Below are 13,977 nucleotides of genomic sequence, written 5' to 3' on the forward strand. Positions count from 1 at the left end.
CGGCGCCCGTGCGTACCTGATTCCACGGGTAATCCCACAGCCCGCAGGAGCCGTTCATGGCCAAGCACGCTGACCCTTTCAATCCCACTCCGCAGGGCACATCCGGGCCCGGGCCCGCCGTTCCGTCCATCGCACTTCTTCCGTCCCCCAGCGACGAACTGGCAGCTGCTGTCAGGGCGGGAGGCGGCGTCGTCGAGCCGCTGTCCGACACCACGGTTGGACTGGTCCTGACGGACGTCGTCAGCGCCTCCGCGGTGGGCAAAGTCTTGACGGAGCATCCCGGCATTGGCTGGATCCAGCTTTACCTCGCCGGGGTGGACCAGTATGACAGCCTCATGCGGGCCAACCGCGCCCGGGAGTGGACCAGCGGCAAAGGTGCCTTCGGGCAGCCTGTGGGGGAATTTGCCCTCACCTTGACTCTGGCGATCATGCGCGGAATTCCCGCGTTTGCCAGGGCCCGGGAATGGGGACCGCCTCGCGGTGTGTCTCTCCAGGGGCGGAATGTGGTTCTTGTTGGCGCCGGAGGTGTCGGCTCGGAAATCCTGCGGCTGCTGAAGGTCTTTACAGACCACATCACCGTGGTGCGTGCGCACAACGTGCCGGTCCCCGGTGCTGAACGAACAGTGACGGATGCCGGGCTGGACGAGGCACTGGCGACTGCCGACGTCGTGATCCTTGCCGCAGCGCTCACGGCCGGCACCGAACATCTCATGGATGCGCGCCGGCTGGCACTGCTGAAGCCGGACGCCTTTCTCGTGAATATCAGCCGGGGACCCACCGTGGATACTGATGCCCTGGTCGGGGCGCTCGCCGGCGGCAAACTGGCCGGGGCAGCACTGGACGTGACCGATCCCCAGCCGCTGCCGGACGGACATCCTCTCTGGAGCGAGCCGCGCGCGCTGATCACTCCGCACACTGCCGAAACACCGGAAATGGTGGCTCCGCTGCTTGCCGCCCGCGTGCGTGAGAATGTCCGGAGGCTTGCTGCCGGCAAGCCCCTGGAAGGGGTCGTGAATGTGGATGAGGGCTACTGAGCGCCGGCTGAGCCGGCGATCCGGCGCCTCCTGAGAGTCGCCGGACCACCGGTTCAGGTCCTTAGCGGGCCCTGCCTACTGGGCCAGGACCTGTCGGATAAACTGCTCCGTCCGGAACTGGAGTCCGTCAATCCGTTTCTTGATGACAGCCTCGGGATCAGGATGGATGGGCGTGGGATCCACAGCCGCGCGGACATTGCGGGAGCAGGTGAACTCCGAGTGGATGAGCGTTCCCACGGAGTTTCCGTTCCTGCCGGAGGCCCCGGCGCGGCGGGCCACGTAGAGGAACACCTCTTCCTCGGAAAAGATGTCCTCGCACAGGGCACAAAGCACCCGCCGGTTTTTGGGGGCCGCGGTGTCCGGTGCCCGCAGCAGGACGCCGACCAACGATCCTTCGAAGGGCGCCAGCAGGTACCCGCGCTTGGGCATCTTGTGGTCCCGCCAGCCGAGTTGGTCGAGCTGGTCCCAGTCGATGGTTTCGAAGTTCTGCGGCAGGTTCATGGCCGCTGTCTCGGAGCGGCTTGCATTGATGAAGGAACGACGGATTGCTGATTCTGTCAGGGGTTGCATAAAAATATTGCCTTCGGATGAGCAGGAATGAGGACAGGGAAGGTCCGCTCGCCCGTGTGCAGGCACGACGGATAAACGCACCTGAACAAGGCGCGTCCAACACGAAAGGCTGCGGGAAGGGCTAGGCGAGCGGTGGCAGAACAGTTGCTCTGCAGGCCTGCCGGCCCACCATCCCTTCCAGAGCGGACCTGTGGCCGCTCATGATGCTCGGGAATGACATGCGGCAATTGTAACAAGGGGGAGCGGGCGCCAAGGCGAGCTGCTTTGCCAGGGTGAACTGCTTTGCCAAGGAAAACTGCTGCGCCAAGGAAACCCGCTGCTCAGGGCGAGCGGTTTTAGGGCGAGGCGAGGTCCTAGGGTGAAACCGGTTTGTCCTGGGTTTCATCCCATCCCAAATTGGTCGCCATTCGCTGCAGCACGGCTACGAGAGCCGTGTACTCGTCATCCGAAACATTCTCAGTGAGCTGTTCACGGATCCGCTCGACGGCGCCGCGGAGGTTTTCCAAGCTCCGGCGGCCTAAGTCCGTGAGCAGGTACTGGTCCTCGTCCAGCGCGACCCAGCCGCTTTCCCGCAGTTCTTCAATCAGTTCCACCGAGGTGCCGGGCTCCACGACAGGGAAGAAGGGCTTTAGTCCGTCTGTCAGCTGCTTCTCAGAAGCTGGACCGTCAGTCAGCAGATTCATCATCTGCCACTGCCTCCGGGTAACGCCGTGTTCTTCAAAACTGGCTCCAAACTGGTCGTCAACCAGTTGGTCCACAAGTTTGAGCCAGAATCCGATGGGGCGTTCGTCAGTAGCCATCACCCCACTGTACAAATCAAACCGTCATCGCGGAATGGCTCGTCAGGCTCCAGAGAGGACTAGAACCTGGCCTGCGTGCCGCAGCGCGGGCAGGGCCCGGACCGGGCCAAATCAAGGCACACAATGCAGACCGGCAATTGGCCGTTGTCCTCGCGCAGCGGACGGTTGGGCATTGTCTTCCCGCAGTAAGGCATCGGGCGCTGTGCGTGGTGCATCGCCCGGCGCTTGCAGGGTGTGCAGAACACATGCACGAGATCGTCTTCATCCTTCGTGTTCACGTCCTGTGGACGGACGAGGGTTGAATCCTGGGTGTACATAATCCTTTCCCGATAACAGCCATCTCGGCCATTCCCGCGCACTGCGTGGACACGGCCCAAGGAGTGGGCAAAGCGCTGACCCTTCCCAGATTAGTAGCTGTGCCAGCCGGCCTGGTGGAGTGGGGAAACCGATTATGACCTGCAACGGTGCGGAATTTGGGGTGTCAGGAGCACGCTATGTGTGCAGAAATTCATACCATGGTTTATTGCTGGTTGCTGGTTGCTGGTTGCTGGACTGGACTGGCTCAGCCGAGCGGGGCCCCGGCGCAGCAACCCCAGTATCCCGGCGCAGCTACCTCAGTATCCCGGCGCAGCAACCCCAGTTGCTCAGTTGCTCGCTTGCTCAGTTGCTTGCTTGCTTAGATACTCAGTCCAGCAGCGCCCGGATATCATCTGCCGTCAGCGCGGAACTGAACACGGCGTCGTCGTCCATCACGGAGCTGAAGAGCTTGGCCTTTTGCTCCTTGAGGGCCATAACCTTCTCTTCGATGGTTCCCCGCGCCACCATCCGGTAAACCATGACGTTGCGGGTCTGCCCGATGCGGTGCGTACGGTCCACCGCCTGCGACTCGGCTGCCGGATTCCACCAAGGGTCCAGGAGGAACACGTAGTCGGCCTCCGTCAGGTTCAGGCCAAAGCCACCGGCCTTGAGGCTGATGAGGAACACCGGCGCCTCGCCGTCCTTGAAGGAATTGATCACCGCACCGCGGTCCTTCGTGGAGCCGTCCAAATAGGCGTAGGGGACACCGGCCGCGTCCAGCCGTTCGGCAGCCTTCTTGAGGAACGAAGTGAACTGACTGAAGATCAGTGCGCGGTGGCCTTCGGCAGTGACATCTTCGAGCTGCTCAAAGAGAGCATCGAGCTTGGCCGAGGGGACACCGGTGTAGTCCTCATCCACCAGAGAAGCATCCAGGCTCAGCATCCGCAGCAGGGTCAGGGACCGGAACACGATCATCCGGTTCCGGTCGAGATCCTTGATCAGGCCCATCAGCTTCTGGCGTTCGCGCTGCAGGTGCATTTCGTAAATCTTGCGGTGCTTCGGGCTTAGATCCACTTCAAGGATTTGTTCCTGCTTTTCCGGCAGATCCTTGGCCACGGCTTCCTTGGTGCGGCGCATCAGGAGCGGCCGGATCCGGCGGCGCATCCGGGCCAGCAGCTTGGCGTCTTCACCACGCTCGATGGGGCGCTGATATTCCTCAATGAACTTTCGGGCCGAAGGAAACAGCCCGGGTGCCACGATGGCGAACAAACTCCACAGCTCCAGCAGGTTGTTTTCCATCGGGGTGCCGGTAATCGCCAGCTTGAACGGGGCAACGAGGTCACGGGCACACTGGTGCGCGCGTGTGGTGCGGTTCTTCACGAACTGCGCCTCATCCAGAATCAGCCCGTCCCACTCCAACGCCCGGTAGGCGGCAAAGTCCAACCGGAAAACGGCGTAGGAAGTGACCACGATGTCGGCGTCTGCAGTCAGGTCCGCCAGCGGGACCTTGGATTTGGCACTGGTATCCGGAACGGCAACAGTTCGCAGGCCCGGGGTGAAGCGGGCGGCTTCAGAGAGCCAATTGGGCACCACGGAGGTGGGAGCAACCACGAGGAACGGTCGGCGGGGAGTGGGGGACCCGCCGTCGTCGGGCGCTGCTGGAGGCTGAGCGGCAGCAACGTCGCGGGCATGGGCCAGCAGTGCGAGCGTCTGCAGTGTTTTGCCGAGCCCCATGTCATCCGCCAGGATCCCGCCGAGCCCGTGCTGCCAGAGAAAGGCGAGCCAGTTGAACCCCTCAGCCTGGTAGGGGCGCAGCTCGGCCTTGAGCCCCGCGGGCAGCGGGACCGGTTCCACGGAATCCAGTTCCAGCAACCCGGTGACCGAAGCGCGCCAGGCCGCCGCCTGCTCGGTTTCCTCAGCAAGTTCCTCCAGCTCGGACCACAGGCCGGCCTGGTACCGGCTGATGGTCATTTCGCCGGTCTCCCATTCCTGCAGCCCTTCGGCTTCTTCCAACAGGGCGTGGAGTTGGGCGAATTCGGGCCGGTCCAGGGACAGATAGGTGCGGTCCGGGAGCAGGAGCTTGGTCTTGCCCAGGGACAGGGCCTTGAAGACATCGGCAAAGGGCACCAGCCGCCCGTCCACGGTGATCATGATGCCAAGGTCAAACCAGTCGCGGCGCTCCGTCTCCACCGTGGTGATTCGAAGCTCCGGAACACTGGTCAGCTCGCGGTAGTCGGGGCGCTCGCCGATCACGTCCACCCGTACGCCGTCGACCTTTTCGACTTTGGGCAGCAGGTACTCGGTAAACTCGGCGGTGTCGATGCCGTGGTACGAGCGGCTGCGGGGCACCCCTCCGAGGACCTTGCCGACGGCAGTGAGCAGATCTGCTTCAGCCACCACGTCGCGGTAGCCGGCAGCCGGATCCGCCCGGGTGCCCAGTGCAATGCGGGTAATGTCCTCGCCCTGCCGGTACTCCCATTCCCAATCGAGGAACAGTGCATCGTCGGGCTGGAACGATGCCGTCAGAACCAGCAGGGGCGGGGAAATCTCGGGAAACTCCACTGAGTTGTCGCTGCTGGTTACGGGAAGCACCTGGCGGAGCTTGGGGTAGAACTTTTCCAGGAACACCGGAGCGTCCTCTTCCGGAATCATCACCGGTGCGCCCTTGAGCAGCAGGCCCTTGTCCTGATCGGTGAGGGGCCGGGCGGTGGGCGCCAGGGTAATGACGTTTTCCGGACTGCGGACATAGATGCCGTGTCCGGAAATGAGCCCGGCGGCGTCGGTGGGCAACGGCTGCCCGTCGATCTCCAGCACCGGGAGCAGTTGCAGCGGAGCGGATGCGCCCGGCTCCGATGCCCTGACATCGAGGGACAGTGCCGCCCGCTTTCCAACCTGGACACTGACGTCCTTCTTGGTGCCGACAAACTCCACGCCGATCCGCCGCGCATCTTCCAGCAGCTGCCACAGGAGCGGGTTTGCGAAATCATCCAGGTACAGCCAGGAATCGTTCTGCCCGAAATAGCTCACGCCGTTGGAGCGGTGAAGAGCCGGGAACTGCGAAAACCAGCGGTGCTGCTCCGGGTCCAGTTTCATGCCGTACGTCTGGTAGGCGATGTTGCTCCAGGCCAGATTGTTCTTGACCCAGTTGCCCTTGGTATTTCGAACCACGGGCCGGACTCCGAGCCGGAAGGAAGTGGCGCGGTGAGAGCTGCGGGGAGCCGGGGCACCCCAGCGGGCACTCATGCCGGCGTCTGAAGTCCGCACTTCAAACTGCAGCGCCAGCGGCGTGGCCGCGGCGGGTGTGCTCCCGGTCAGGGCATCGAGGTCAGCATCGATGAGGGTTTGCAGCGACTCCTGCCAGGCGGGCACGGCCGGCTTTTCCGACGGGCCGGGGCGGATAAATTCCTGCCGGGCCAATAAATGATCTGTATTGCTTTGGAGCGCGACGGCGGCCACATGCTTGCAGTCGAACCCCACCGGGCAGCTGCAGTGGTTGTCCAGCAGCCGGTAGTCGCCCTGCCGTTTCTCGCCCAGCTGCAGCATGATTCGGTACGGTACCGAGGAATGACCGCGAACCTTGGCCCTCAGCACTTCTGCCTGCGGATCCCACTCCATAGCGTCCACGGCACCGCCTTTGGCGTACGTCTGGCCGCGCTGGAATGCGGCGCCGCCGACAACGCGAATGATGTCAGTGACATCGATCAGAGGCGGTGAGGAAGGCATGTTTTTATCGTCTCATGCACTCCTGACACTTCCGCGACGGGGTTCTTGAACCAGTCGCACCGCACCTTCGAGCGTGCCGATTCTGCAAAGCGACGGGAATCTCGCTAGCATCTTAGGCAACGCAGATCACAATGGCGTGGTCTGCGTCTCCTCCCCATGGCGCTGTCTCTTTCCAGGGCAACGGTCAGCAGCACGCTGGCGGTCCCCGGGTGGCTCGACGGATTGCCTTGATCGATGTAATAGCTAGATGGTTCGACGCTTGGACCGTTTAGACGGACTGCCTAGATCGACGCATTGGCTCGATCTCGTATTGCCTAGAAGGGTGGCGGGTCGTCTCCGTAGTCGTCCGGGTCGCCGTAGTCGCCGCGGTCTCCGGCACCCGGCTGACCCGTGCCTGATTGTCCGGCAGCCGCAACACTCGCGGCACTCGCCGGACCCACCGGTCCAAGGGCTGGTGCTGTCCGCCGGGCCGCTGCTGCAGGGCCCAGGGCTGGCGGGGCTGGTGCTGTGTCCAGGGCCAGGGTCAGGCGTGGTTCGGTACGGTACTTTCGTCCTCCCGGTGAGGTCCACTCAATGATTCCGGGACTGGGCTGGCAGGCTTTCCAGAATCCTTTGGTTTTGAACATGTGGTGCCGCCGGCATAAATGTTCCAGGTTGTCGTGATCGGTGGCGCCGCCCTGCGCCCAGGGTTTGGTGTGGTCGATTTCGGAGATCACCGCGTTGGTCCGGCAGCCCGGGAACCGGCACATCCCGTCCCGGACCCGCAGCAGCTGCTTCAACCCGTCCGGTACTTTCCGTCGCTTTCCGACCCGCAGGACTTCCTCGGTGTCCGGGTTCCGTTCCACGGGTGTCCACTTCGCCGCTTCGCGGGCCATCCGCCGTGCCGTTTCGGGGCTGATGGGTCCGTAGCCGTGCAGTTCCGCGGGCTGGTCATCGGCGCCCAGGAGGGTTTCGGCGCTGATCAGGACCAGGATCTCGGTCCGGGCCCGGGAACTGTGGCCGCCGCATCCGGTGCCGGTCTTCGAACCACCGCTTCTGCCCGCCCCGGAACGCTTACCCCCGGAACGCTTACCGGCTCCAGCACCCTTACCCCCGTCACGCTTAACAGCACCGGAATTAGCGCCGGCACCAGAATCGGGACGACTACCAGAATCGCGGCCGGGGCCGGTTCCCGTACCGGCATCGTTGGCGAGGCCGGTGTCGGTGCAGTTGCACGCGTCGTGGTTTTCGCCGTCGAGGAGGTCGGTGAGGATGTCCGTGCGGAGCTGGTCCACGGTGCGCGGGTCGCCGTGGGCCTGCTCGCCGCGGGCTGCAATGCTGAGCCGGGTGAAGAATGCCTGGGCTTTCTCGGCCGGGAGCAGGGCCGAGAGCCAGGACATTCCGTCGCAGTCAGGCTGCAGGGCCACCCGCCGCTGCTCGAACGCGCTGCGCTGACGCACGGTGATGGTTTCCGGGTAGGTGTTCTCCCGCAGCCGCCGGGCCCGGACCCGGAACTGGGTGTGGGTTTGTTCGGGTGCCAGGTCCAGCAGTTGTGTTTGGAAAGAGGGCAGTTCCTTCGCGGGGATGTTCTGGCATTGATCGACGACGGTCTGCGCGTGGCCGTAGCTGATGTTTCCGGTTTCCAGGGCGTGGAGGGTGGGGGTGTGGGTGGTGCACAGGGTGCCGGCTTCACTCATCAGCATCATGGCGGTGTTCGCGGGGACGTGCAGGATCGCAGCTGCTTCCTCGGCGGCGAGGCTGAAGGCCATCGCGGGGTCCAGGGTGGCGGTGTCCTGGTGGTATTCGGTGCGGAACTGGGTGTGGATGCGGGTGAGGGTTTTGGCTTGCTGGGCCTGGGCCCATCGGATGAGGTGATCGAGGCGGGAGAGGACGGTGGCGGCTTCGTCCTGGTTCAGGGACTGCAGGTTTTGCAGGGCCAGGGACCCGGTGAGCCCGTCCTGGACGACACCGGCAGCGGCCTCGGACCCGGCGCCCGGTGCGGCAGCGTAAACCGACAGGCCGCGCTCCGCAGCGTTGCCGTTGCCGTCAGCCTCCACGGGGAAAGATCCGTTCTGATCCATGCCTTCAGGCTTTCACCCGCCACTGACATTTCCGGCCCCGAAAGAGCCCCAAAAAGGCCCCCCAGGAGCCCTTTTCAGGTACTCCAAATACCCGACTTTTTCATCCGACTACCTAGGCCCCAATCAACGATGCCTTTAATGCCTGTTTCGGATTTCGCAGACTGCTTACGCCGGTTGGCCCACAACCAGCCCCGCTCGGTACGTCGGTACATCAGCCTGCACCTGACAGATATCGCCGCGCGGACAGCAGCATCCCATCACTGGGAACCGCGGCGAAGAAGGAAGGTCCGACGGACGCAACTCATTTCTCAGCACGCGGGCCCTCGGCGGCGTAGCAGGCCCATTCGGTGAGGGCAGCTTGGATGACAACGTACCGGTCGTCGAACGTGTCAGCGCGGTAATCGTCTGACAGATTGTGTTCGCGGGCCAGACCGAAAGCCGCCGCGTAGTCGGCGGTTGGGTCGATTACAAAGCTGCGGTCGGGGCCGTACCGGACGACTGACCAGCGGGTGTCCGGCGCAGCAGCGGCAGCAGTGGCAGTGTCGTAGTAGTCCACGGCCAGACCGAAGTGCCCGTCCCACTCCACCCCGTCCAGCGACACTTCGCCCGGTGGCTGTTCACCTTCTGCAGCAGGTTGCCAGTCCACCACGCTGCGCTCCTCATCGAGGACCAGAGTGAGGCGGGGGCGGGCAGGGAGATTGGAACTGAGAGGCACCGCGAGGGCGAGGGCACGGGGACGGATATTGTCCGGTTCAGTGCGAAACGTGCCGGCGGCAGTGTGCAGGATGTAGGTAGTTGCGCCGTGCTCCGAAGGCTCACCGTAGTCGATTCGGCGCAGCGTGGTGGTGAGGTTCAACGGCTCCTTACCTTCGTGCGAGGCCCCGGCAGAGCGGGGACGGAGTGGGTTTTGGTTCAGGGTAGTAGGGCAGGAAACACCAGAAGATCGCCATCCGAATCCGGCCGGTGGCATCTCGAGGCGGTCGTTGCATTCCCTGTAATTAACTTTACGAGTCCGTGCGGGCGGACTGACAGAAGATGTTAATCACACGGTGGGACGGCCGTTTTGCTCGTACGGCGAACGGCGAACGGCGAACGGCGGACGACGGACGGCGGACGGCGGCAGGCGGCGGACAGAGGCCGTGCCGGAACCGGAGCGCTCAGCCCTTGGGCTTGACGACGGGGAACTGGCCGCTGGGCTCTTCGCCTTCCTCGAAATGGCTCGCGGCCGGACCCACGATCAACGAATCCGGAGCACGCGCCACTGAAGTGTCCTTGTTGGGATAGTCGACGGAGTGCAGGACCTGGCGCATGGCTTCAAGCCGGGCGCGCTTCTTGTCATTCGACTTCACCACCGTCCAGGGAGCATCGCCGGTATCGGTGTAGAAGAACATGGCTTCCTTGGCCTCGGTGTAGTCATCCCATTTATCGAGGCTGGCCAGGTCGGTTGGGGAGAGCTTCCACTGTTTCACCGGATCCGTCTCGCGGGCAGCGAACCGGGCCACCTGCTCCGCCCGCCCCACGGAGAACCAGAGCTTGCTGAGCAGCACCCCCGAGTTCACCAGCATCCGTTCAAGCTCCGGCACCTCCCGCATGAACTCCAGATACTGGGCCGGAGTGCAGTATCCCATCACGCGTTCCACCCCCGCCCGGTTGTACCAGGACCGGTCCATCATGACGATTTCACCTCCGCTGGGAAGCTTCGCCACGTAGCGCTGAAAGTACCACTGGGTGCGCTCTCCGTCGGTGGGCTTTTCCAGGGCCACAATGCGGGCACCGCGGGGGTTGAGGTGCTCGTTGAAACGCTTGATGGCGCCGCCCTTGCCTGCGGCATCACGGCCTTCGAAGATGATCAGCATCTTCTGTCCGGAATCCTTGACCCAGAGCTGCATTTTGAGGAGCTCAATCTGCAGGGCGCGCTTCTGTTTTTCATAGCTGCGCCGGGAGAGTTTCGTGTCGTAGGGGTAGTTGTGCCGCCAGGCGTCGTCGTCGGCTTTTTCCTTGATTTTTTTGGTCTTGATCTTCAGCTCGCGCAGTTCATCCAGCTCGTTCGTGTAGTCCGTCACCACGGCCACCTGGCCGGAGCCGTCAGAGGACTGGACCAACCCGTTGCTTTCCGGCGCGGCCGGCTGTGCAGTCGGTTTCTTGTCGGCTTTGGCAGCCGTGGACTTGTTCGTAACCATTGCATCTCCCTGCGCGGACGGTAATTAACGAATCTACGTCCGACCGGCGGAGCAGGGAAGAGCTGTCGAAGCCTGCCCCGCCGGTGCTACTGCCCGAACTTGTCGTCGAACCTCTTCATGAAGGCAGCCATCGCGTCACGGGCCACCGGGCTGACAGGGTGATAGGCCCCGTCATCCCATCCGGTGGTTATGCCCGACGACGCCAGCCAGGAGATTTCCTTGTGGAACTGGCTGTCGGTCGCAACATCGGGGAACACCGGGTTCGGGGGAGCGGTGTATTCGGGGGAGCCCGCATACCGGTACATGAAGGCCGCCATGGCGTCGCGGTTGACCGGCGTCGTCGGCCGGTAGGTGGAGGTTCCGTTCGCCTCGCGCCAACCGGTGGCGATTCCCCGGCTGTTGAGCCAGGCGATTTCCTTGTAGAAGGGGTTACTGACGGACACGTCCGCAAAGGGCGATTTTTTCGGCGGGACGAAGGCGGGGCTCCCCTCCAACCGGTACATGAAGGCGGCCATGGCGTCACGGTTCACCGCCTGGAACGGGCGGTACGTTGTGGTCCCGTTTGCCTCGGCCCAGCCCGTGGAAATCCCTTCGGCGGCCATCCAGAGCATCTCGTCATAGAACTGAAGGCCGAAGGGTACGTCGGCAAAGGGCGGCACCCCGTTGGCCATGGCGGCTCCGGCATCCAGAAGGCCGGGACCGCAGTGCGGCGCACAGCTGCCCGGCAGCGGACGGGCGGTTTTCTTCAGCACCACTTCAACCTGGCCGGGAGTCAGGGCGGGATTGGCGGCCAGCAGCAGGGCCGCGGTGCCGGCCACATGCGGAGCCGCCATCGAGGTTCCCTGATAGTAGTTGTAACTTTCGGCGGCGGGCCGGGAAGTTCCGCTGTTCAGCGTGGACATGATCCCGCCCGTCACGTCACCGGTGGTGGTTCCGCCCGGCGCCAGGATGTCCACCAGGGAGCCGAAGTTCGAGTATCGGGCCCTCGACCCGTCCCGGTCACCTGCACCCACCACAACCACGTTGGCGCAGTTGGCCGGCTGTGTCCGGCTCGCGGAAATAGCGTCGTTGCCTGCCGCCGCAACGACGACGGCACCGCGGCCGACGGCGTAGTCCACCGCGTCCTGCATGAAGAGCGAGCAGGTGCTTACCCCGCCCAGGCTCAGATTGATGACCCGCGCAGGCGTCGGGTTGAGCGGAAGGCCGGGCACGCTGCCTCCGGCGGCCCAGATGATCCCGTCGGCGATGTCCGACATGTACCCGCCGCAGGTTCCCATGGCACGAACCGGAAGGATCCTGGCTCCGGGGGCTACCCCGCTGATCCCGACGCCGTTGCCGGTGCTGGCGGCGACGATGCCGGCAACGTGGGTGCCGTGCCACGTGGACGATGCACCGACCGTCCTGCCGCAGGAACCGGCGTCGTACCAATCTCCTTCATCCCGGGGATCGGCGTCACGGCCGTCACCGTCGCCTGCCATGTCGGGAACGGATATCACGTCATAACCCGGCAGGACCTTGGCGTTGAGGTCCGTGTGGTCAGTGATGCCGGTGTCGACGACGGCGACCACTTGGCCTTCGCCGGTACCGGCGTTCCAGGCGGCAACCGCATTGGCTCCGCCGCCGGCCGCACGCAAATTCCACTGCACGGGATACAACGGGTCATTGGGCTCGGCAGCGGACGGGAACAGCACGACGTCCGGCTCCACGGAGGCGACATCCGGATCGGCTTCGAGTGTGTCGACGACGGCGGCTGTTTCTTCCGCGGTGAGGTCCTTGTCCACCGCCACCACCAGTGAGCCCGTGGCGGTTTCATGCAGCTCGGTGACGGAGGTGCCGAGGGGAGCGGCTGCCTGGGAATAGGATTCAACCCGGTCCGGGCCCGAGACCGCCTGGTCCGCGAACTTCACGATAAAGCGATGGCCAGCTGCGGGTGCGGGTGCGGGCTCAGGTACAGGAACGGGCGCAAGCGCAGGTGCGGACGAGGTCGCGGGCTCAGGTACAGGCGCAATGACAGGCGCCGGCACCGGCTCGGTTACCGCGAGGGCCGGCGCTGCCAGGATGGTGCTGCCGACAGCTAGGACTGCAGCCGCTGCCACGGCACGGAGCCGGATTCGGGGACAAAGAATCTTCGCCAAGGGTGTTCCTGTTCAAACGGAGATCGGCCGGTGTTGTGCTGCCGACCGGATACACGGGTGCGGGACGGCTTGTGCCGCGCACGCTGACTCTACCGTGCGGGTTCTCCGGGGAACTTCCCGGCCGCGGGCAGCGACGGGAACCCGAAGGGATAAACAGAGGGATAAACAGTGGGAAAGCAGTGCGAAACAGCGGGAAACAGCGACGGGAAAAACAATGCCGCGTCATCGCCCATAATTAATAGCGATGACTTCTCTGCGCTCCAAATTTCTGTCCCTGATAGCCCTGCCCGCAATTCTGTTAGGTTCCGCGGCCTGTACTCCCCTGACGGACGTCGGCGCGGATGCGGGCGCCGGCGCCGGAGGGGGCTCCGGTGCAGGGACGGGCACCGCCACCGCCCAAGAGGCAGCAGCCGGCTCTGCCGCGGAGCAGCTGGAAACTCTTCCCATCAAGGGCAGGGCGCCGAAAACCGGCTATGACCGGGACCAGTTTGGGCCGTCATGGGCCGACGTCGACCACAACGGCTGCGATACCCGCAACGACATTCTGGCCCGCGACCTCACCAACGTTGTGTACAAGGACGGAACGAAGGAATGCGTGGTCGCGTCGGGCACCTTCGCAGATCCCTACACCGGTACGACCATCTCCTTTGTCCGCGGCAACGAGACCAGCACCGCAGTCCAGATCGACCACATCGTGGCTCTCTCGGACGCCTGGCAGAAGGGCGCCCAGCAGCTGTCCGCCGAGGAACGCCGCCAGTTCGCCAACGACCCGCTGAACCTGATGGCGGCCGACGGGCCCGCCAACGGTGCCAAATCAGATTCCGACGCCGCCACCTGGCTGCCGTCCAACAAGGCCTTCCGCTGTGAATACGTAGCCCGGCAGATTGCCGTCAAAGCTGAATACAGGCTTTGGATGACACAGGCGGAACATGATGCATCGGCAAGCGTCCTCGCTTCCTGCCCGGACCAGCCCGTCCCGTCGGACGGCCCCGCGGAAAGCGTCCCCCTCGACACGGCACCGGGCACGGGAGCGGTCCCCGCCGTGCCTGAAAGCCAGCCGGTCTACGCGAACTGCGCGGCGGTCAAGGCCGCCGGCGCTGCCCCGATCAGGGCAGGCGACGCGGGCTGGGACCCGAAGTTCGACGGCGACGGCGACGGCGAGGGCTGCACCTCCTAGG

The 13,977-nt window shown here is 64.3% G+C and carries 9 protein-coding genes; 2 read left to right on the forward strand and 7 right to left on the reverse strand.

The genetic code is table 11. The annotated features are described in order from the left end of the window. The first annotated feature begins 56 nt into the window (after positions 1–56). Positions 57–1,034, forward strand: a complete 978-nt coding sequence (locus M1D40_RS02830) for an NAD(P)-dependent oxidoreductase (RefSeq protein WP_461170124.1) — start codon at positions 57–59, stop codon at positions 1,032–1,034. Positions 1,035–1,109: 75 nt separating this feature from the next. Here the strand turns inward: M1D40_RS02830 and M1D40_RS02835 are convergent, their stop codons facing one another. From M1D40_RS02835 to M1D40_RS02865, 7 genes are all read right to left on the reverse strand, one after another. Then, a complete protein-coding gene (locus tag M1D40_RS02835; RefSeq protein WP_341395612.1) occupies positions 1,110–1,604 on the reverse strand; it encodes an FBP domain-containing protein in 495 nt (164 codons plus the stop codon). A 353-nt stretch (positions 1,605–1,957) separates the two neighbouring features. Then, positions 1,958–2,404 carry a MarR family winged helix-turn-helix transcriptional regulator gene (locus M1D40_RS02840; protein WP_341395611.1) on the reverse strand — a complete coding sequence of 149 codons (447 nt, stop codon included), beginning with the start codon at positions 2,402–2,404 and terminating at the stop codon, positions 1,958–1,960. A 684-nt stretch (positions 2,405–3,088) separates the two neighbouring features. Further along, on the reverse strand, positions 3,089–6,424 hold the full coding sequence (locus tag M1D40_RS02845; protein WP_461170125.1) for a DEAD/DEAH box helicase: 3,336 nt from the start codon (positions 6,422–6,424) through the stop codon (positions 3,089–3,091). Between the two features lie 314 nt (positions 6,425–6,738). Next, positions 6,739–8,484 (reverse strand): HNH endonuclease signature motif containing protein, encoded by a 1,746-nt coding sequence (locus tag M1D40_RS02850; RefSeq protein WP_461170126.1) that lies wholly within the window; start codon positions 8,482–8,484, stop codon positions 6,739–6,741. Positions 8,485–8,785: 301 nt separating this feature from the next. Then, positions 8,786–9,340 (reverse strand): hypothetical protein, encoded by a 555-nt coding sequence (locus M1D40_RS02855; RefSeq protein ID WP_461170127.1) that lies wholly within the window; start codon positions 9,338–9,340, stop codon positions 8,786–8,788. 301 nt (positions 9,341–9,641) lie between these two features. Then, positions 9,642–10,664 carry a polyphosphate kinase 2 gene (ppk2, locus tag M1D40_RS02860; RefSeq protein ID WP_461170128.1) on the reverse strand — a complete coding sequence of 341 codons (1,023 nt, stop codon included), beginning with the start codon at positions 10,662–10,664 and terminating at the stop codon, positions 9,642–9,644. Between the two features lie 86 nt (positions 10,665–10,750). Further along, positions 10,751–12,571: a S8 family serine peptidase gene (locus tag M1D40_RS02865; protein WP_461170129.1), complete on the reverse strand. Its 1,821-nt coding sequence runs from the start codon at positions 12,569–12,571 to the stop codon at positions 10,751–10,753. Between the two features lie 472 nt (positions 12,572–13,043). Here M1D40_RS02865 and M1D40_RS02870 point away from each other — a divergent pair, with 472 nt between their 5' ends. Next, positions 13,044–13,976, forward strand: coding sequence for a GmrSD restriction endonuclease domain-containing protein (locus M1D40_RS02870; protein ID WP_461170130.1), 933 nt, complete (start codon positions 13,044–13,046; stop codon positions 13,974–13,976). Position 13,977 lies beyond the last annotated feature (1 nt).

It is taken from the genome of Arthrobacter sp. Z1-15 (genome assembly GCF_054792395.1).